Source organism: Mucilaginibacter sp. MD40 (assembly GCF_002288635.1).
In the GTDB taxonomy this organism is placed as follows: Bacteria; Bacteroidota; Bacteroidia; order Sphingobacteriales; family Sphingobacteriaceae; genus Mucilaginibacter.
Window position 1 is genome coordinate 2,859,226 of the sequence record NZ_NRSW01000001.1, and the last position, 21,561, is coordinate 2,880,786.

Here is a 21,561-nt window from a genome sequence, read left to right on the forward strand (position 1 = left end):
AAGAATTAATTACCATCATAAATAAAGGCGTCCTTGGTGTTGCATGGGCATAATTGCACTTGTGTTTTGGTATCTTTGCAAATTCTATACATAATCATATGGCCTGGGCAGAAAAAATTAAGCTAAATAAACAATTGATAAGAGCGGTAACTGAAGCGGGATTCAATGCTCCAAAAGAAATTCAATTAAGAACGCTTAACAGGATTATTGGCGGGCAGGATGTAATAGCCATTGCACCACAGCAAAGTGGGAAAACAACTACGCTTGTATTAGCAACGCTTAACCGCTTTAAGCATAGTGCCGACAATGTGCCAAAGGCCCTCATTTTGGCCCCCGACCAGGAAACGGTTGAAAACATATACAACTCTTTCGACCTTATTAATCGCAACAAAACTATACGTATCATTACATTACATAATGGAGCTGGGGTTGATAGCCAATTGGATGAACTGGCCGAAGGTGCTGATATTGTCATAGCTACCCCAGATCGTGCCCGGGCTATTTACCTTAAACTCGGCCTCAATCTCAATAAAGTTGAATTACTGATTATTGATGATGCCCATGCCATAGTAAAAAAGGGCCTGCAACTTCCGGTTGCTGAATTATCAAACAGCATTGATAAAGCACAACGACTGGTATTTACCGAAGTGATGCATGATAAGATTGATAAAATGGTAACGCCGCTGATGGTACAACCCGCTACAATAGAAATTGACGAGTTGGGTTTAGAACAGGTGCCGGTATACCCGCAGATGTTATATCATGTACCCAATTTTGGCACCAAATTAAACCTGCTTAATCTTTTTTTACAAGATAGCGAAGTGTTTACAAAAGTGGTTGTTTTTACTAATACCAGGCTAACTGCGGAAACTGTTTTTAAAAGCTTGTTGAGAAAGCCACGGCTTGCCACAGCCTTTATTAAACCGCTTTCATTTGAGTATAAAGCAGTAAATACTATAAGCGAGTTTATGCACGATGATAAACTGAGGGTTTTATTAATAGCAAATGAGCTTGAAGAGCAACATGCGCTTGATGAAATTCCCTTTATTATCCACTTTGACCTGCCGGATGACAAACAGGTTTACATCAATCACATTGAAGCGCGGGATACCGATAATAATGAAACTATCGCGCTAACCTTTGCAACCGATCTTGAACTTGACCAGGTACGCAGGATAGAACAGGTTACAGGGCATAAATTGCAACGAGCCGATCTGCCTGATGATCTGGTTATTGAAAAAGACCGCAAAGAAAAAGAGGCTCTAAAGGCTGCAAAACAAAAACAGGTACATAAAGTGGCAGAAAAGTATGTACCCGGAGAAGCCTTTCATGAAAAGAAGCCTGAAAACGCGAAAAATTACAACTATAGTTCTTCAAAAAAAGCAAAAATGAACAAGAAAAAAAATCATTAATTTTTTAGCTCCGGGGCATATTGCAGATACAAATCTTCTACTTTCTTACGTGCCCAGGGTGTTTTTCTGAGGAACTTAAGGCTTGAATTAATACTGGGATTGTCTAAAAAGCAGTTTATATGTATCCTGTATCCCAGCTCGGCCCAACCCAAATGCGCTACAAGTGATTTTAATATTGCTTCAAGGGTTTTACCATGCAAGGGATTATTAGGCTGTTCGTTCATTCCTTAAGTAGTAAAAGTTAAATAGTGTGTGTGTATTACTTCACTACCAACACGCCATCGGCCATAATTCCAATATCGCGCTTGGGTTCTTTTATGGCAGCAATCTCCTCTTTTGTTTTACCAGCATCAGCCGCGTAATGGCGTAACCGTTCAACAGGTGTTTCTTTCACTTTTGCTTTTCCCTCAACTACAACGGTTTTCCCTACAATATCCTGAGGCATAAAGTAAGCATAGTCTGTAAACTGAACCATTATGGGCGCGCCATTAGCTTGTTCCAACTTCATAAAACAACCTTTTTTCTTACAAACCTCAACTACACGCCCCGTTATCTTGCCGTTGTATACACTATCATTTAGCAATGCTTTATTTAACACTTCCGTATTTATGGCGTTTTGCACTGTAATGGTTTTACCATAGCTTACACCTGCCTGCGCGGGTTTTATCTGCGCCTGTACAACACCCATAACACATAACATAAGTAAAACAGCAAGTTGGAATATCTTTTTCATATGTTGGAGAAAAAAGTATAAAAGTAAATATATTATTAAAAAATTAAGCCGTGATAATTTTCTTTTGATGATCAAGCATCTCCTTGTAAGTATAAAACTTTCTGACAGGCAAGCTTGCATTATAACAAATGCCTACACGCAGCGCCTTTAAACCTGAAACTCCCTGGAGATCCTCCACCTCCAACATCCCGATATCATTTTCAAGTAATTGCTTTTGCTGTAAAAAATGCAAATACTGCAGGTATTCTTCTTCCTCATCATGGTTGGAGTATACGATGGTTAACTTACCTACCATAGTAAGCCGCTCCGTTGTACCCTTTATCACAGCCTTATCTATACGCTTCTTCACAATCTCAAAACGTGCATTATAGCTACCATCAACATCAAAATGCTTTTCGTCCATTCTAAAGCGTATAGACATTTCCTGACTATAGACAAGTATAAGAGAAGCTACCTCAAGCGCGTACGGAAGATCGGCCTGTAAGAACCGGTGTTCAAGCTCCATCTGGCACATGATCTGTAGCTGCCATAGCCTAAGGTTATAAAGCTTGGTATCATCGTACGTTTTGGCTGGTACAATTGAAGCACCTATGTACATATTGTGCTCAATGCCATCGGTTTTAAAACGCTCATAATAGTGAGGAAAGGCAGCTTGCGCATCTATTTGTGCCTTATCAATCAAACTCGCCATCTTTTGGTTGATGACAGAAACTGTCTCCTCGTATTTACGCCTGTTTTTATGAAAATCTCCTGTTTTGCCAGCCTCCATAAAATATGTATTCACACGCTCTCGTTGGTTATCATCTAAATTTTCAGCATTCCTAAGCAGCGGGTGAATATGTGTATCCAGGTAATTTTGAATAAGTTGCTCGGTATCAGCCTTCAGCGCGCTTTGTACATCCATAACCAGTTCCTGCAGGTTATGTATATTTTGCCTGAGGTTTTCATCGCTGCTTGCCGAGCAGATCTCTTCAACAATAGGGATCAGCGCTGTAAGCTGATCCTGCAGGTCGATCTGTACACTTCTGTTGCGTGTTTCCGACGATCCTTTAATATCTATTTGCCCGTATAGTGGGGTAACGTCCGTAAACGTGATCTCCTTTAAAGTATATGGCCTTTTCTCAGCATGGGCTGTAATGGCCTTCATGGCCTCTTTCCTGAATTTCCAGTACACGCTTGGGTGTATGGTGGTATACTCGTTCTGGATTATGGCCTGTATCTGGCTTTGCATGTAACTAAGCTGCCTGTCAATTGTGTCAGTAATATAGGGCATTACGATTTGCAATTGATTAGCATTAACACTATTCAGATCACCTATGTTGGGTGATACTAATTCAATAACACCTAACAAGTGGTTATTCTTCACGACAGGCGCCATTATCACACTCTTGATGCCCTGCTCGATGAAACGCCTTGCCATTACATTACCAGGGCTATCACTTAAAAATTTTGGCACGTCAGCTATCGCGAAATATTTCCTATCGAAAACGATGCGCGACATCGATCTTTCGCAGATAGCCTCAAAACACTCTTCCTGTCCTTCATTATTTAACAGGTAACTTTTTACAGCAGGTGTAAAGGCTGATACGTTAAATTTATTATCTGCCTCGTCAAATGAGGTAAAACCAAGCTTCATGTCCGGCAATTTGTATATAGACCGGAACACTTCCAAGATTTTAACATGCAGTTCATCATCATAATCAATGCCCAGCAACGAACCTTTTAAAGCTGATATTGCGTTCTCAACCGTAGCATCATATAAATTAACAATGGCAAAGCCTTTCAATATCCAGCTCCCCGGAGGAAAGAATTTTTTCCATAGCTCAAGATCTTCAAAGTTGTCACGTAACAACTCAATGTCATCAGGTGTAATTTTAACGGCTCGTTCGGTAGGGATCATTTCCATATAATCCGCATTATATAAAATGCGGTAATGCTTCATGATGCCCTGAGCATTGGGTATATCATAGAACAGCGGGCGCGAGAAATTGAAATTGGTGCCGTAGTGCTCATTAAGAATGATACAACAGGTGTTCACGTACATCTGATGGTCATTAAAATCGCGTATAGTGATATCAAAAGCCGGGCCCGCCTCTGCTAAAATTTGCTGTAATCTCTTAGTTGGGTTAATTAAAATATCCTGAAATGGTACCGTTATGGCCTTTATCTCATTGCGTGTAAGCATCTCAGGAAAAAGATCTGCCAGAAGTTCACTTATAATGTTAACATGGGCGGCTATCCAGTCTGCATTATCTGTTCCTGCGCGGAACTCAGGATAGGGTTCAATTAATTTTAGCAGATACTGCGCCCTTTGCGCTGGGAAACCTTCGCCCCGGGCTATTTCTTCCAACTGCTCAATCACCATATGGAATGAAATACTCAGCTGTAAAGGTGTTTCAGTGTATCTTTTAAAATTCATATGTATTACGGCGCATAAATTGCCCGCACGTTAAAACTAATGCGAAGTTATGCAATATCTCACCTCAATATACGTGATAATTACATTTTTGACTTTTACAGGAAGAACATTTTTTCAGGATTCTGCGGCTTAGTTTTTTATTGGTTGTAATAACAATGCTGTGCCTGTGCCTAATATAGCACCAGCCGTAACATCTGTAGGATAATGAACACCCAAATACATACGTGAATAGGCCACAGAACCAGCCCACAAATAGGATGGCGCAATAACATACCATTTAGGATAAGCCCTGGATAATGCCGTAGCTGTAGAAAAAGTACTTGTTGCATGCCCGGATGGGAATGATGTACTGCTGGCTCTGTAAACGGGTACAATATTAATATTCTGCACAAAGGGACGACGGCGCTTGGTAATATGCTTTATAAGCAGCATGGCACCATATGAAATAGCTGTGCTGCTGGCAATATATAAAGCATTTTGGCGCATCTGGCTGTCATTAGTTATGATGCCGCCAATAAGCAGCCCGGCCGGCACGCCAACATCAACGTACTTATAGCTACGTGATAAAAAGAGCATTACCTCTGTTTGCCCGGGCGTGCGGCTTGCAGCAAGATCAAGCATTACTCTGTCATCAAACTGCTGAATTTTTGATTGCGCACAAGAGATGTTTACAAATGACACAAATATCATTACGTATATGGCAACAACCAATACCTTCATTAACCGATAACAACCCTGCTTCATTGATTGAGCCTTTCTGTTAATTTTTTATTTTTACCAAAGTAAAACAAAAAGGCAATACATGGTTAATTATCGGTAAAGTAACAGAGTACTATCCTTACAAGATACTTATTTTTAGTAATTAGGGCTTATATTACTTATTGAAGAACACATCATGACTGATGCTTTAATTTATACATCAAAAACCGGCCATTGATAATGATAGATCCTCCATATTTTAACCGCGATATCAGTTGGCTAACATTTAACGGAAGAGTACTTGAAGAAGCTGCTAACGAGCGCGTACCAGTGATGGAACGAATACGCTTCCTGTCAATCTTTTCTTCCAATCTCGACGAATTTTACCGTGTGCGTTTTCCCGTAATTAAAGCGTTGAAAAAGATAGGTGAAAAAAACAGTGAACATGCTGACGCCGGTGAACAGGAAAATATTATACAAAAAGCCAATAAGTTAATACTCAAACAACAAATACACTTTGGGCAGCTACTCACACAGAAATTGATACCCGCTTTAAGCGAAAATAATATTAACCTTGTTTATAATAATGCGCTGCCAGAAGAACTAAACGGCGAGACCACCGCCTATTTCCTTTCGGAGGTGTTGGCATTTCTCCAGCCGGTATACATTGCAGAAGACACCGCCTTTTTCCCCGAGAATAATAAGCTGTATTTCCTTGTTCAGTTGTATGATGGTGTACAGCAGGAAAAACTGGTATTATTGAATATCCCTTCAGACCATCTGCCCCGCTTTTTTAGCAGTGTTGCAGATGGTGTACAGCATATTTGTTTCCTCGATGATATCATACGTGCAAATCTTTCAAAAATCTTCCGTGATGTAACTATCGGAGGCTGCTATAGCATAAAGATCACCCGCGATGCAGAGCTGGATTTGAAGGACGAATATTCGGGCGAATTATCTGAACAAATTGAAAAGCAACTGCAAAAGCGGGATCAGGGCCTTGCTACCCGTTTTTTGTACCAGGCAGATATGCCGCTACGTATGCTGCAAATGTTAAATGAACATTTAGGACTACAAAACGCGAATGCTGTTGAAGGCGGCCACTATCATAATCTTAAAGACTTTTATGGTTTACCGGTAAATAATAAAGCGCTCTTTTACAACCAATGGCCCGCACTGCCACTTAATTTAACCGACAAAGAATTGTTGGCTGATATCATTTCCCGTAATGACCTGTTAGTGAATACTCCTTATCAGTCGTACGATACCATTTTGCGCTTTTTTAATGAGGCCGCGGTAAACCCGGCTGTAGAGGAAATAAATGTTACTTTATACCGCGTTGCAAGTGATTCAAAAATTGTAAATGCGCTTATAAGTGCTGCTAAGAATGGTAAATCCGTTAAAGTTGTTATAGAGCTTAAGGCAAGGTTTGATGAAGAAAACAACCTTAAATGGGCTAAAAAAATGAAAAATGCCGGCGTGCAGATCATTTACAGCGTTACAGCGCTTAAGGTACATGCTAAAATCGCGCTTGTAAAAACCCGCCGTAATAACCGGATAGTTTATACCGGCCTGCTGGCTACCGGGAACTTTAATGAAGGCACCGCCCGCTTTTACACCGATCATATCTTACTTACGGCCAACCATAAACTGCTGCGCGAAGTTGAATTGTTATTCATTTTCCTGGCTAAACGCGAAAAACCGACGTCGGATAATCAGATAAATTTTAAAGAGTTATTGGTTGCCGGCTTTAATTTGCATAAACGTTTTATAGATCTTATTGATAGGGAAATTGACCTGGCAAAAAATGGTCACCCGGCATCTATCACTATTAAATTAAACAATCTCGAAGAACGGGTGCTCATTGATAAGCTTTACGAGGCGTCTGTGGCTGGTGTTAAGATCAGGCTGATTGTACGGAGTATATGTTGCCTTGTACCCGGCGTGCCTGGACTAAGCGAAAACATTTGTATAAAACGTATTGTTGACCGCTATCTGGAACATGGGCGTATATTTATATTTGGTAATGGTGGCAACGCGGAAGTGTTTATGGGTTCGTCCGACTGGATGAACCGCAATATCTATCATCGTATAGAAGTTTGTTTCCCGGTTGAAGATACCAACATTAAAAAGCAGGTAAGCGATCTGGTAGAAATTCAGTGGAATGATACCGAGCAGGCCGTAATAATTAATGACCAGCTAAACCAGGTAAAGCCTGTTATTGAAGGACAGCCATTAGCTTCCCAGGAAAGTATTTATCAATATCTCAAAACGATTGTATGAAAAAACTGAATCTGATTTTACTGGGGGGCTTTTTAAGTTTAAGTGTGGCTTCATGCGGGCAAAACCGAAACAGTTATAAAAGCCCCGCAGGTTATGATTTGAATCACCCGGTTAAGTATAACATGCCCGCTGATCTACTGGAAATTTCGGGTATAGCCTTTAATAATGGCGATGCTAATACCATTTATGCCGAACAGGATGAGGATGGCAAGCTTTTTTATTTTAAGCCCGGCGACAAAAACATCAGGCATACCAAATTTGCCAAACATGGCGACTATGAAGATGTGGCTGTTATTAATAATTATGCAGTCTTAATGCGAAGCGATGCTACCTTTTTTACATTCCCCTTAAGTGGCATAAAAAATAAGGACGCCGAAAATGTACAAGAATTTAAAAAAATACTACCCGATGGCGAATACGAAGGTATGCATGCCAACGGTGGCAAACTCTATGTACTGTGCAAAATAGGCACCGGGGTTGACCATAACAAGTGGTGTAACGGCTATATATTAAATATTGATGCAGAAGGCAAACTGGAGCAATCCGGTAACTTTGTAATCGCTGTTAAAAATATTGCTGCCAAATTAGGCGAAAAAAAGATGAAGTTTCACCCTTCGGCGCTGGCAAGAAATCCAATTACCGGCCAATGGTATATTTTATCGTCAGTTAATAAAATCATCGTAACAACGGATAATAACTGGAACGTACAACAAGTTTATCCCATAGATCCTAAAATTTTTCTGCAACCCGAAGGTATGGCCTTTGACCGTCAGGGCAACCTGTATATATCTAACGAAGGCAACAAAACACAGCCGGGCAACATACTTTTCTTTAAACACCATCCCTAAAGCTTATCTCATTATATGACCTGCAAGAAGCAACTGCTTACCACTATATTTTTGATTACTATCACTTTTGCCGCATACGCCCAAAAGGATGTAGAGCCCGATTACCATTTCCGGGACAGCACAGTAGTAAAGGTACACCCAAGATATAATGATGCCGGGAAGGTTCATCGTTGGTTGTTCGGTAATAACCACCGCACCGAGTGGGCAACTGCTGTAAAACTTCCGGTGATACATATATCAGAAGTAATGGGCGGTCTTGTTCCTGAAAAAGAAGGCGGTGGCATGCAATCAAAGTCTTTAAGATTAAAAGACAAAACCGGGAAAGAATGGGTGATCCGCAGCGTGGAAAAAACACCGGATAAATTATTACCACCTACATTAAGGCAAACCTTTGTAATTGATTGGCTCGACGATGCCTTAAGTGGACAGCATCCATTTTCGGCGTTAGTAGTTCCGCCATTGGCCAAAGCGGTTAATGTACCCCACTCGCATCCGGTTATAGGCGTTATTGCGGCTGATAAAGCCTTGGGAGAATATAGCGATAAGTTTGCAGGCATGGTTTGCCTATTAGAAGAACGCGAACCTATTGGCGATTCTGACAATACCCTAAAAATGCTGGATAAACTGGTTGATGATAACGACAACCATTTTGATGGCGACGAGTTTTTGCGCGCACGCATGCTTGATTTGCTGATTGGAGATTGGGACAGGCATGAAGATCAATGGAGATGGGCCGACCTTCAAAAGGGTAAGGGAAAAATGTATGTAGGCGTACCACGTGACCGCGACCAGGTTTTTCACCTTGAAGAGGGTCTGTTCCCTACCATTGCCGCCCTACCCTATATCAGCCCCTTACTGGGCGATTTCAGTTACGACTTACCAAAGGTAAAATATAACCTGGCTAAAACACGGTTTCTGAACCCCTATTCTGATTTCCAGATGTCGCACGAACACTGGATGCAGGTAGTAGATGACTTTGTAGCTAAACAAACGGACGCTGTTTTTGAAGAAGCATTAAAACGGTTGCCCGGCGATACCTATAAAATGGGGCATGATGTTTTACTGGCCAAGTTGAAATCGCGCAGAGCCGCTTTGCCCGAAGCTATGGACCGTTATTACAAGTTCATATACCGTATTGTTGACCTCAGATTAAGCGATAAGAATGAACAGGTACTTATAACCGGCCAGCCCGACAGTAGCTTGCTCATACAGATAAATAAAATAAGTAAGGAAGGAAAAATTAAAGACACTTTGTTGTACCATGCTTATCTGCCGCGTTATACTCACGAGATACGACTTTATACATCAAAAGGTGACGACCAGGTAACTGTTGATAATAAAACTTCGCCTATACATGTGCGCCTGATTGGGACCGACGGTGAAAAAACCTATAACATTGTTAATTCAGATGCTATACTGCAGGTTTATACCCCACCGGGTGCAAAATTTGAAGGTTTGGACAGAAAAGTAAGTAAGCATATTTCCGCAGATACCACCAATACACGCTTCCTGCAAACCAACTTATATAATATATGGATGCCTTTAGCCACAGCGGGACTTAATGCCGACGATGGCTTATTGTTAGGCGCCGGTGTTAAATACATTAAAAAAGACGGCTTCCGCAAGTTACCTTATACCAGTTCGCAGCAGATAATGCTTACTCATGCCTTTGCTACAGATGCATTCAGAATAAAATATAATGGTGAGTGGATAAAAGCCATTGGGAATGCGGACATTACTATGCAGGCCTACATACAAGCGCCTGATAATACTACAAATTTTTTCGGGTTGGGTAATGGTACGCCTATCAATAAAAACCAGCCTAATTACCGCCGGTATTATCGTACCCGATTTGATACTTACCAGCTTGACCCTGCTCTAAGATGGGTAACGAACAATAACACCACTTTTAGTATCGGGCCCTCGTTTCAGTTTTATCACCTGGACCTTAGGGATAATGAGGGTCGTTTTATTACCCAAACAGCCAGGATAGGCTCCTACGACAGCCTGATATTGGATAAAGATAAAGCTCATTTGGGGATAGTGCTCAATTACAATTCCAATCAGCGTAAAGGTAGCATACTTCCGGTTGGAGGTTATTATTTCAATATTAATGTACAGGGGTATAATGGCTTAAATAATTATTCTAAGTCTTACATTCAAATACGGCCCGAATTTAGTTTTTATCAGAAATTGAATAATAAAGGCACCATAGTTTTATCAGACCGTGTGGGCGGTGGAGTAACATTTGGAAATCCGGCGTTTTACCAGTCTATGTTTTTAGGTGGGCAGGGCAACCTCTTAGGTTATTTGCAGTACCGTTTTGCAGGAAAGCATATGATATATAACAATTTACAGGCACGGATAAAACTATTTAATATTGCCAGTTATATTGTGCCCGGCCAAATGGGTATTACCGGATTTTATGATGCCGGGCGCGTTTGGGCCGAAAGTGAGAATTCGGATAAAATACACCAGGGTGTTGGTGGCGGCATATACTTCTCCCCTGCAGGCTTAACCGTTTTACAGGTGCTAATGGGCCATTCAGAAGAAGGTTGGTACCCATATATATCCATGAATTTCAGAATCTGATAATTAAAAAAGCCGCTCCCAACTTGCGTCGGGATGCGGCTCCTCAGATCACTCATCAACAAGAGATCATTTCCAGCCACCACCAAGCGAGCGATAAAGCTCTGCCACGGCGCTTAGCTGCTGGCGTTTAATGGAAGCCAGTTCCAGTTCGCTTTGCAACACATTACTTTGGGCAGTTATCACCTCAAGGTAATTGGCCATGCCGTTTTTAAACAGCAGGTTAGCATTGCCGGTTGCCTGCTGCAAGGTTTTTACCCTGTTAGCAGCAATGGCTTGTTGCGCTTTTAGCTTTTCTATTTTTACCATTGCATCTGATACTTCGCCAACGGCATTTAGTACTGATTGACGGAACTGTAGTACAGTTTTTTCGCGTTCAACCTTAGCTACTTCGTATTGGGTTTTTAACCTTTTGCGGTTGAATATCGGTTGTGTGATACCACCGGCCACCGTACCAAATAAAGAAGCAGGCAGGCTGAACCAGTTGCTTGCCCTGAAGGAGTTTACACCACCCTGCGCGGTAATGGTTAGTGACGGGTACATATTGGCAGCAGCTATACCCACGTTGGCATTAGCTACATTTAGTTCCAGTTCCGCGCTGCGCACATCCGGCCTGCGGCTCACAATGGCTGATGGCAAACCGGTAGGTACATTCTCAGCTACAGGTAACTGATCTAAACGAGTATTGCGCTCAATTGCGGAAGGCAAGGCACCTGCAAGTATGCGTAAGGCATTTTCCTGTATGATGATGTTTTGCTCAAACTCGGGCACCAGTTGTGCAGCTGCCAGGCGCTGTGCCTCAGCTTGCTGTACAGCCAATGAAGTAACCTGCCCCGATTTGAATTGCAGGTTTAAAATCCGCAAAGTGCTATCGGTCAGTGTTACATTACGTTTAGCAATTTGCAACTGCTCATCCAGCATCAGCAGGTTATAGTAACCTTGAGAAACGGATGCGACTATGTTAGTTTGAATGGCCTTGCGCGCCTCATATGTTTGCAAATACTGCGCTAAAGCGGCGCTGGTTTGATTGCGGATCTTACCCCAAATGTCTGCCTCCCATGATAAGCCGAGGTTAGCGTTGTAATCCTCTATATGTTTTGAGCCAAGAAACTGACCAAGGCTTAAGCCGTTAAGGCTGTTATCACTTGGGCGGGTGGTGTTGGCGGTAACGTTAAGGTTTACCTGCGGGGTGTAATTAAACTTGATCTGGTTGAACAATAACCGTGACGATTCAATATTTTTCAAAGCGATCTGCAAATCATAGTTGTTGCGGATGGCATCGTCTATCAGCTTTTGCAAAGTTGCATCAGCAAAAAAGTTTTTCCACTGGACATCTGCAATACTGCTGGTATCCGCAGTGGTTACTGCATTCCTGAAAGCCACAGGCAGTTCAGGTTTTGGTGTTTTAACGTTTTTTGAAACGTTGCAGGCGCTTATGATCAGTGACAATACAAATAGCCCGCTTAATATCTTTTTCATTTTGTTGTTGTGTTGAGGAGCCTCTACCCAACCCCTCTCCAAAGGAGAGGGGCTAAGATATTCCTGAACCCTCTCCTTTGGAGAGGGCAGGGTGAGGCATTTTTAATTTAATTCCGGTTCCAATTGTTTAGCGTGTTGGTCGTGGTTAGTACCGTCAAGGTGCTTTTCTATGGGCGTACCGCTTATTTTTTCCTGTAAATGCTGGAAGATGACAAACAGTACCGGTATAATAAATAATCCTAATACTACACCGCTCACCATACCTCCGGCAGCACCAATACTGATAGAGTGGTTACCTTGTGCTGATGGCCCTGTTGCAATACTCATCGGGAATAAACCGAACACGAATGCAAGTGAGGTCATTACGATAGGGCGAATCCTTAGTCGTGACGCTTCTATTGCCGCGTTAACTAAGCTCATACCCTGGCGGCGTTTCTGTACCGCGAACTCCACAATCAAAATAGCGTTCTTGGCCAGCAAGCCGATAAGCATGATGAGCGCTACCTGCACGTAAATATTATTCTCGATACCAGTTAAGCCCAATACAGCAAACGTACCGAAGATACCCGTAGGGATCGATAGAATAACGGCCAACGGCAGGATGTAGCTCTCATATTGTGCCGATAGCAGGAAATACACAAATACCAAACACAGCAAAAACACTACGGTTGATTGTCCGCCTGATGAGATCTCCTCACGGGTTTGACCCGAAAACTCGTAGGCGTAACCCGCAGGTAACTCCTCTTTAGCAGTTTCTTCAATCGCCTTAATAGCATCACCGGAGCTGTAGCCGGGTTTTGGTATGGCGTTCACCTCAATTGAGTTGAACAGGTTGTAACGAGAGGCGGTTTCCGAACCATATACGCGGGTGAGTTTAACCAGGGTGTTAATAGGCACGGTTTCGCCTGCTTTGTTTTTCACGAATACACGGTCGATAGTTGTAGGGTCGGTGCGGTCGGCAATATCAGCTTGTACAACCACACGGTAGTACTTACCAAAGCGGTTAAAGTCTGATGCCTGTGCGGTACCGAAGTAAGCCTGCATGGTAGATAGGATGTCTTTTACGCTCACACCCAATTGGTTGGCTTTTTCGTCGTCGATCTCTAATTGCAGTTGCGGATAATCCGCCTTGTATGAAGTGAAGGCATAAGCAACAGCAGGTTTTTGCATCAGTTTAGCAATGAAATTATTAGCCACACCGCTGAATTTATCAAGCTTGCCGTTTGTCTTATCCTGCAGCATTACGTCAAGCGCTTCTACGTTGCTGAAACCGGGCACTGTTGGGAAGCTGAACACGAAGAATGTACCGCCTGTTACAGCGCCTAACTTACCACGAACAATATTTTGTATCTCATCAATGTTCTTTACTTCGCCGCGTTCTTCGGTAGGCTTCAATAACAGGAATATAACACCCGCTGATGGACTGCTTGATTGCGTTAAGAAGTTAAAACCTGATAGCGCAGTAACAAACCTTGCGGATGGCAGTGTTTTTAACTGGTCCTCTGCATCTTTAAAGATTTTGTTAGTACCTGCAAGTGATGTACCTGATGGTGTTGATACCGCAATGGCCACAAAGCCCTGGTCTTCGGTAGGGATAAAGCCTGTTTTGGTGCGGTTCACCATAAATATGGTGATAGCAGTCAGCAATACAAGGCCGGCAACGCTTATCCATTTGTTTTTGATCAACACTTTAATACCACCAACGTATTTGTTGGTCATGTAATTAAAGCTGCCGTTAAAGCCTGCATAAAACCTTTGTACAAAGCCTTGTTTTGGCGCGTTATGGTCGCGGCCGGTATGGTTGTTCTTTAAAAATAAAGCAGCCAGTGCAGGACTAAGCGTTAATGCATTTACCGCAGATATGATGATAGCAATAGCCATGGTCAACGCAAATTGGCGGTAGAAAATACCGGTTGAGCCTGTCATGAAACTTACTGGCAGGAACACTGCTGCCATCACCAACGTAATGGAGATAATTGCGCCGGTAATTTCGTGCATGGCTTCGGTAGTAGCCTTCTTAGGCGTAAGGCTCGGGTCGTGCTCCATTTTGGCGTGCACGGCCTCCACCACCACAATCGCGTCATCCACTACAATACCGATGGCAAGCACCAGTGCGAAGAGCGTAAGCAGGTTAATGGAGAACCCGAAGAGGCTCATGAAGAAAAACGTACCTACAATAGCTACCGGTACTGCAATTGCCGGGATCAGGGTTGAGCGGAAATCCTGTAAGAACAAGAACACTACGATAAACACCAGTACGAATGCTTCTATCAGCGTGTGCTCAACCTGGTTGATAGATTCATCCAAATCTGTTTTGGTTCGGTAGAACTGATTGTACTTGATACCCACAGGGAAACTTTTGGATGCTTTCTCCATCAGTTTATCAATAGCTATCTGTATCTCGTTGGCGTTAGAGCCTGATAACTGGATAATACCTATGATCACACCATCTTTACCATTCAGGTTACTGTAGCTGTTATATGAGTAAGCACCCAGCTCAACCCGTGCCACATCTTTAAGGTGCAGTACAGAACCATCTGCATTGGCGCGGATGGCGATGTTTTGATATTCTTCGGGCTTAGTAAGTTTACCTTTGTATTTGATCACATATTCAAAAGCCTTATCGCTGCGTTCCCCAAAACGACCCGGTGCAGCTTCTAAGTTTTTATCTTGGATAGCTGCCATTACCTCCGCAGGAGTAATTTTATAGGCGGCCATTTGCGCAGGATTTAACCAAACACGCATACTATAATCCTTAACACCACCAAATACCTGTGCAGAACCTACACCCGGGATACGTTTGATCTCGGGTATGATGTTGATCTGCGCATAGTTGGCAACAAAGGTTGCATCATATTTTTTAGGATCATCGGTATAAATAGCCATAGCACCAATAAAGCTGTTTTGCTGTTTGGTGGTGGTAATACCGTATTGTACTACCTCGGCAGGTAACTGACTGGTAGCCTGCGAAACGCGGTTTTGCACGTTAACGGCTGCCTGATCGGGATCGGTACCTTGTTTAAAATAGACGGTGATACCCAATGTACCATCATTACTTGCAGTAGAGGTCATATAGGTCATGTTCTCTACACCGTTAATGGCTTCTTCCAATGAAGGGGTTACCGAACGCAAAATGGTTTCGGCGTTAGCGCCCGGGTAAACAGCAGATACCAATACGGCCGGAGGGGCAATATTAGGGAAACGCTCTAAGGGCAGTTTGGTAAGGCCGAGGATACCTACTATCACCAACAGGATAGAGATAACGGTTGAAAGTACCGGCCTTTCTATAAATTTCTTAAACATTATATTAATTATTGCGGAATTTGAGGACAAAGCAGTGGCCAATAGATGGCATTTGCCATCTATAATTACCGTGTATGTTCCTTAATTCCCGGTTCTTGTTTTCGTTTTGAGAATGAAGTCAGAGATAAAAATCAAGAGCCTTGGTTCCTGATTCATATCTCTTGATTCTACTTAGTTAGCAGCTACTTTATTACCTTGAGGCTGTGGTTTTATCACCATACCTTCCTGCAGTTTATCAACGCCACTGGTTACTATCTGGTCACCAGCTTTAACACCGTCTTTCACCAGGTAGTTGTTACCGCTTGTGCCAATGATGGTGATAGGCAGTTTCTTTACTTTATTACTATCGGCAAGGGCGTAAACAAATACTTTATCCTGCATTTCAACGGTAGCATCCTGCGGGATGATCAGCGCATTTGGATGCGGCAAGCTTAATCTTACTTTGCCGGTATTACCAGAGCGTAACAGGCCTTGTGGGTTAGGGAAGCTTGCCCTAACGCTAATAGCACCGGTGGTTTTATCAAATTGGCCATCGATCATATCTATGTGGCCTTGTTTTGAATATTCGGTATTATCAGCTAATAACAAACCAACAGCAGGCAGGTGCTTTAATTTTTCATGGATGCTTGCACCGGCATATTGCTCTTTAAAGGCTACGAAGTCTTTTTCGCCTAAGGAGAAATAAACATGCACATCATGCACGTCAGAAAGTTGGGTTAATGCAGCAACATCTTGCGGCGATACCAAACTGCCTTGCTTTTTCTCCAGGCGACCGATGTAACCGCTTACAGGCGCTTTTATTAGGGTATACCCTAAGTTGATCTGAGCGGTTGAAACGTTTGCTTTAGCCGACTCGATATTTGCTTTAGCTACCTGTTGTGCGGCTTTGGCTGATTTTAACTGAAACTCTGATACCACTTTGTTCTGTACAAGCGGAGTAAGTTTTTCGATCTCCAATGCAGCGTTAGCGTAAGCAGCTTCTGCGGCATGTTGGGCAGCTAATGCGTTATTTAAGGCAGCACGATATGGCTGATCGTTGATCTTAAATATTGGCTGACCGGCTTTTACAAAAGCGCCTTCGTCAACAAATACTTTGTCTAAAGCGCCGCTTACCTGAGGGCGAACCTCAACATTAACCGTACCCTCGATAGATGCAGGGTATTCCTGATAGGTTGTTCTGTCGCCGGTTTCAACGCTGGTTACCGGCAGTACAGGCGGTGGCGGGGCCTGCGGCGTTTGCGGCCCGCTCGAGCAGCTAAATAAAGCTGTTGCTATTATAGCAGCTAAGATAATTTTCATGATGATGAGTTTTGATGATGATTTACTTGATGTGAGTGCAGCCTTTATGCTGCTGATGTATATTGTGTCGGTTGTTTTTGTATTATTATAGTACATGGCGCTAAATAGGTTGGGTTTTAATAGATGTTAAAGTTTCAGTGTGTATATCACCGTAGCTAATAGTGCCTGAGTGTAAAAGTTGTTAACATTGATAGATTATTTAACAGTGTTAAGTAAATATTAAAAGTTGTTGATGGCGTTTTCATATCTGCTTAAGTTTAAAGTTTTTTAATTTAACACCGTTAAATTGTTTAACGATGTTGTAAAATGCTTAAATTTTTTTTAAGGAGTGATGGACCTAATGATACCAGTGATAGCATCTCTCAATACCTGCTTGTTAACCTCATCAGAATTACCGCGATCTACCAGGTTGATAGATACCAATCCATGCACTACCGACCAGAAGGTGTAATATTTGGTACAGATCACTTCCGATTCCATGTCTTCAATTTTCATGAGCTTCCCTATCGAGTCGGCTATAATATCCCATGGGCATTCAGCTTCAGGTAATTTATTAACCATCTCGCAGCTGCAGCTTGCATTTATACCAAACATTATCTGGTAAAGCTCTTTATTAGCAAAAGCGAAATTCCAGTAGGTAAGCCACATCTCCTCCAATTGTTTGGCCGGTGAGGTATGTTTGTCCTTAGCCTCCTGTAATTTTTTAGATAGTTTTAAATACCCCTGGCGGGTAAGCTCCAGTATAATAGCCTCTTTATTAGCAAAGTACTCGTATATAATAGGGGCTGTATATTCAATGGCGTCAGCAATCTTACGCATGCTTAATGCCTGCCAGCCCTCCGTTTTTACAATATCAAAGGCAGCCTTCAGGATGTTTATCCTGGTCTCTTCTTTCAGTCTCGCAATTCTGTCCTTGCTGGCCATTGACTAATTTTCTACTCCTATTAGATTATTTAACAGTGTTAAGCAAATGTACAACGTTAAAATCAACATCGTTTCATTTAATTGTCATTTACACCTTCTATTTAAAATTTATTCTGTGCAGTTATGCTCTTCGTGAAACTGAACCAACTTTAGCATCACGTCAATGGCGATATCGTAATTTTTGGCTCCCACAACTTTTTTATATTTTTCCTCGAGGCCGTTCACTTCGTTTTTAAGACTATGGTAAAACTCCTCCCCTTCGGCTGTAAAATATAACATTACTACCCGTGCATCGTCCGGGCTTTTTTCGCTTTTAACCAAATTAATTGCTTCTAACTCTTTTACCATTTTACTGGTAGCTTGCTTAGAAACGTTCAGTTTACCTGCAAGTTCATTGTTGGAAATACCTGTTTTGCCTATACTCATAAAAAGTGGCAGGTGCGCGCCGGTGAATCCCGGTCTCTCAATTCGGCAAAGCTTTTTTACCATCCATTCATCAAGCAGTCGCTTAAGCAGATAAACCAGCTTCGGGGCTACCTTCTTAGTTTCTTCCGTTATCATGCAAGGTGTTGCCATAATTATTACTATTTAACTATAAAAGCTGAACTTGGTTTATAATAGCATGGTTAAAAGTCAAACTTAACAAAAAACCTTATCCCCCACTCAGGCGCTCCGGGATGGTCAAGATAAGTAAAACGCTTCACCAGATCGACACGTAAAAGCTTAAATATGTTGCCCACACCAATACTTCCTTCTACGTAAGGTGTGCTTCCTAATGTATAAGTACCAACACCTCCTTCACCTGCTTCACCAAGATTACGCGGGAAACGCAACAATGAAGGATCATTATTAGGGTTGTTTTCAGAACGGATACCGCCCCATAATGCTTTCACATCTATAATCTCTCTTAATTTGAGCCTTTTTAACAACGGTACTTTATTGAAGAAGTACCCGTTAAAATTATGATCTACAAATATGCTGGCATAATGGTCACTCACAAATTCCTGGAAGTTCATTAAGTTGTATGATTGTAACTGAAATGCGTAGGTTTGGTTAGCATGATGGATATCCAACAGCGGGAAAGGTACTTTTCCAAAAAGGTATCCGCCCTCAGTTGTTACATCTGTATAACCATAGGTAGAAAAATAAAAACGTTTGCTAATATTACCTATAACATTTTGGTAGTTATACTCACCGCCAAAGAAACCGGCTATACCCTGTGTGTAATTAAGCGTGAATATAGGGTACTTATCCGGTATAGGGGTACGATAGAGCTTGCCTTGGTAGAAGCGCTCGTGCGGTGCCCAGCGTAATTGTGCCGAAAGTTCTGTAGTTCTGATCTCATTAACATTGTTCAGAGTGCCATCCGGCAGCAGGTTTTGATAAACTAATGCGCCGGCCGGGTTCTGATTCCATTTTTTAAAGCCTAAAGCATAAGAAAAGTGATTACTAAACTCATGCACATAATCTAACCTGAAAATATCATTATACAACCAGATATCATTCACACCCCGCTTAAACGATAACAGGAAGTTACTCTCCTGGACAAACTGTAATTCCTGCCCCGGTATTTTGGTATCGTGCTGAAAACTTGCACGTATATAATTCTGCGGGAATGAATAAATGGATTTGTTATTAAGCGAATAAGTACTGCTTAAAAAATACTTGAACCTTTCGTCACGGAAACCATAAGCGCCATAGGTTTCAAAATAATAGCGTTTGCTCAACTCGGGCGTAGTGCGGCCACCCACGCGCAGCCTGAAACCTTCAACCGGGTTAAAACTGTAGAAAGTATTTGCCGGCCCCATCTCAAATTTGCCGAAGTTTTTATAACCTGCAAGCAGCAGCGTAGCAATGTCCATTGTTTTTTTGAAAGATGGTATGGTTTGCAGGCTATCTATATTCTTATAAATACTGGCCGAAGCAGCGTCAAGTGTATCTGGCCTAGCCGATTTCCAGTAAGCGTCATCTTTATCTTCAGAATTAAGTGCTATTACCTGTGACGGGCCTTCGTAAGTTTGTTTAGGACGAGGGTTGTTAACCACGAAATTATTGATGCTTACCAATCTTTCGCCATACATACCGCCACCTTTTTCTTTATTGATACCAAACTCAATTTTCAGGTCGCTTTGGCTTAAATGATATCGTCCATCAGTATTTTTTTCAAAAGACAAATTGGCTTGCAGCTGGCGAACAAAATTGAGGTTGATATTTTTATTTACCGTAAGAAAAGCGTTTTGTACCGCGTAATTACCGTCCATCGTAATATAGATACGGCCTTCAAACAGCATGTTGTTGGTGTTACGAGGCGTAAAACTCAACTCTATCAAATTAGGCTGTACGTCCTTAAGGGTGTCAGTAATAAAAAACTTGTAGAACGACGGAGAGTTATCAGCAATAGGGCTTAATAACTGGTTGCTTAGCAACGATACATTATTATCGTAGATATTAATGTCCTGGTACATACGGTCGAAGTATGATTTAAGACCATTATTGTCTACGAAGTTCTCATCATATTTTACCTGTTTACTTGCTGTAATAATTTGCTTTTTTGCATAAGGATCCTTGCGATAGTAGTTGTCAGAGAGCTTTTCTTCCTGGTAAATAGGCAGCATTATCTTTCCTCCCATCGCCGTTGAATCGGCCTGCTCACGGAACAGGAACTGATAGTTTTTAAATATCTTTTTGTTTTTAAACTTTTCTGTAAGGTTGCTTAACGATACATTCATACGCTCGTATTGCTTATACTCGGCGTAATTGTAATTCTCAACCTGGTTTTGTTGCTTATGGGCAATTACTTTGCGTATAAGTTCAACGGCGGGATTGTTTTTGTTACTATACTTCTTTTTTTTGCCAGATCTTACTATCACCTCATTTAACTTGTGATTGTCCTCACTAAGAGCCACATTAACAGTTTGCTCCTGCCCCGGTGTAATAGTGCGAACAGCTGTGCGGAAACCCACAAAAGATACCTGGATCTGTTTTACATCCTGTGTTGTCGTAATAGTATAACGCCCATCTGTATTGGTACCTGCCCCTATTGTAGTACCTGCAAAGGTTACTGTAACATACGACATGGGCTGTTTGGTTTTGGCATCGGTTACAATACCCGTAACTTTAGTTTGCGCAAAAGTTGTAAAGGATAAAAGTACAAGTGATACTATGTAAAAAGCTTTTTTAAAATATGAATAGGATAATTTCATTTTGTGTTATAGTGAATGAGATAAGATAAAGGCAGATAAGTATATTACTTTACTTTGTGTACGAGATTGCGTATCGTTTTAGCAGAAGCTATCGCGTAGCTACGGACCGTCAGCGTTAAAAATTCCATATTGATGTCGGCACCCAAAAAGTTTTGTTTTAAGCCTTCCCCTATTACACCAATTACATAATTACCTATGTTGATACGCTTATTATTTAAGTTCTGCGCAGGCTTGGAATTAGTTATGGTAAACCGCTCTTTATAGAATGGAACTGAATTAGAATATGGTAAGGTAAACGCTTTCATGATATGCCCTTTAAATCTGGCACAAATGTAAACCAGGTTGACTATATTCGTCAACCTGATTTACT

The 21,561-nt window shown here is 41.8% G+C and carries 15 protein-coding genes; 4 read left to right on the plus strand and 11 right to left on the minus strand.

Annotation, left to right across the window (positions count from 1 at the left end):
* Window positions 1-98: 98 nt before the first annotated feature.
* Window positions 99-1,412 (plus strand): DEAD/DEAH box helicase, encoded by a 1,314-nt coding sequence (locus CKK33_RS13035; protein ID WP_095704525.1) that lies wholly within the window; start codon window positions 99-101, stop codon window positions 1,410-1,412.
* Here CKK33_RS13035 and CKK33_RS13040 read toward each other — a convergent pair.
* The 4 genes from CKK33_RS13040 to CKK33_RS13055 form a co-directional block, all read right to left on the minus strand.
* A complete protein-coding gene (locus tag CKK33_RS13040; RefSeq protein ID WP_095704526.1) occupies window positions 1,409-1,636 on the minus strand; it encodes a VF530 family DNA-binding protein in 228 nt (75 codons plus the stop codon). The genes CKK33_RS13035 and CKK33_RS13040 overlap by 4 nt on opposite strands.
* A 35-nt stretch (window positions 1,637-1,671) precedes the next feature.
* Complete coding sequence (locus tag CKK33_RS13045; RefSeq protein WP_095704527.1) at window positions 1,672-2,145, minus strand: DUF4920 domain-containing protein; 474 nt, start codon at window positions 2,143-2,145, stop codon at window positions 1,672-1,674.
* Between the two features lie 43 nt (window positions 2,146-2,188).
* Window positions 2,189-4,564: a GAF domain-containing protein gene (locus CKK33_RS13050; protein WP_095704528.1), complete on the minus strand. Its 2,376-nt coding sequence runs from the start codon at window positions 4,562-4,564 to the stop codon at window positions 2,189-2,191.
* 129 nt (window positions 4,565-4,693) lie between these two features.
* A complete protein-coding gene (locus tag CKK33_RS13055; RefSeq protein ID WP_233138213.1) occupies window positions 4,694-5,284 on the minus strand; it encodes a phosphatase PAP2 family protein in 591 nt (196 codons plus the stop codon).
* Between the two features lie 219 nt (window positions 5,285-5,503).
* Here CKK33_RS13055 and ppk1 point away from each other — a divergent pair, with 219 nt between their 5' ends.
* Genes ppk1 through CKK33_RS13070 form a run of 3 tightly spaced genes read left to right on the plus strand, consistent with a single transcriptional unit; the run spans window position 5,504 to window position 10,986 of the window.
* Window positions 5,504-7,546 carry a polyphosphate kinase 1 gene (gene ppk1 / locus CKK33_RS13060; RefSeq protein WP_095704530.1) on the plus strand — a complete coding sequence of 681 codons (2,043 nt, stop codon included), beginning with the start codon at window positions 5,504-5,506 and terminating at the stop codon, window positions 7,544-7,546.
* Entirely contained in the window at window positions 7,543-8,394 is an 852-nt protein-coding gene (locus CKK33_RS13065; RefSeq protein ID WP_095704531.1) for an SdiA-regulated domain-containing protein, read from the plus strand. The genes ppk1 and CKK33_RS13065 overlap by 4 nt, the downstream gene beginning before the upstream one ends.
* Before the next feature lie 15 nt (window positions 8,395-8,409).
* Window positions 8,410-10,986 carry a BamA/TamA family outer membrane protein gene (locus CKK33_RS13070; protein ID WP_095704532.1) on the plus strand — a complete coding sequence of 859 codons (2,577 nt, stop codon included), beginning with the start codon at window positions 8,410-8,412 and terminating at the stop codon, window positions 10,984-10,986.
* 66 nt (window positions 10,987-11,052) lie between these two features.
* Here the strand turns inward: CKK33_RS13070 and CKK33_RS13075 are convergent, their stop codons facing one another.
* The 7 genes from CKK33_RS13075 to CKK33_RS13105 all read right to left on the minus strand — a co-directional run bounded on the left by CKK33_RS13075 (window position 11,053) and on the right by CKK33_RS13105 (window position 21,496).
* Complete coding sequence (locus CKK33_RS13075) at window positions 11,053-12,462, minus strand: efflux transporter outer membrane subunit (RefSeq protein WP_095704533.1); 1,410 nt, start codon at window positions 12,460-12,462, stop codon at window positions 11,053-11,055.
* A gap of 102 nt (window positions 12,463-12,564) precedes the next feature.
* Window positions 12,565-15,765: an efflux RND transporter permease subunit gene (locus CKK33_RS13080; RefSeq protein ID WP_095704534.1), complete on the minus strand. Its 3,201-nt coding sequence runs from the start codon at window positions 15,763-15,765 to the stop codon at window positions 12,565-12,567.
* A gap of 171 nt (window positions 15,766-15,936) precedes the next feature.
* Window positions 15,937-17,064, minus strand: coding sequence for an efflux RND transporter periplasmic adaptor subunit (locus tag CKK33_RS13085; protein ID WP_095705848.1), 1,128 nt, complete (start codon window positions 17,062-17,064; stop codon window positions 15,937-15,939).
* Window positions 17,065-17,385: 321 nt separating this feature from the next.
* Window positions 17,386-17,988 carry a TetR/AcrR family transcriptional regulator gene (locus CKK33_RS13090; RefSeq protein ID WP_095704535.1) on the minus strand — a complete coding sequence of 201 codons (603 nt, stop codon included), beginning with the start codon at window positions 17,986-17,988 and terminating at the stop codon, window positions 17,386-17,388.
* Window positions 17,989-18,096: 108 nt separating this feature from the next.
* Entirely contained in the window at window positions 18,097-18,564 is a 468-nt protein-coding gene (locus CKK33_RS13095; protein WP_095704536.1) for a MarR family winged helix-turn-helix transcriptional regulator, read from the minus strand.
* Between the two features lie 50 nt (window positions 18,565-18,614).
* Window positions 18,615-21,191 (minus strand): DUF5686 and carboxypeptidase-like regulatory domain-containing protein, encoded by a 2,577-nt coding sequence (locus CKK33_RS13100; protein WP_095704537.1) that lies wholly within the window; start codon window positions 21,189-21,191, stop codon window positions 18,615-18,617.
* A 44-nt stretch (window positions 21,192-21,235) separates the two neighbouring features.
* Window positions 21,236-21,496, minus strand: a complete 261-nt coding sequence (locus CKK33_RS13105) for a hypothetical protein (protein WP_095704538.1) — start codon at window positions 21,494-21,496, stop codon at window positions 21,236-21,238.
* Between the last annotated feature and the right edge of the window lie 65 nt (window positions 21,497-21,561).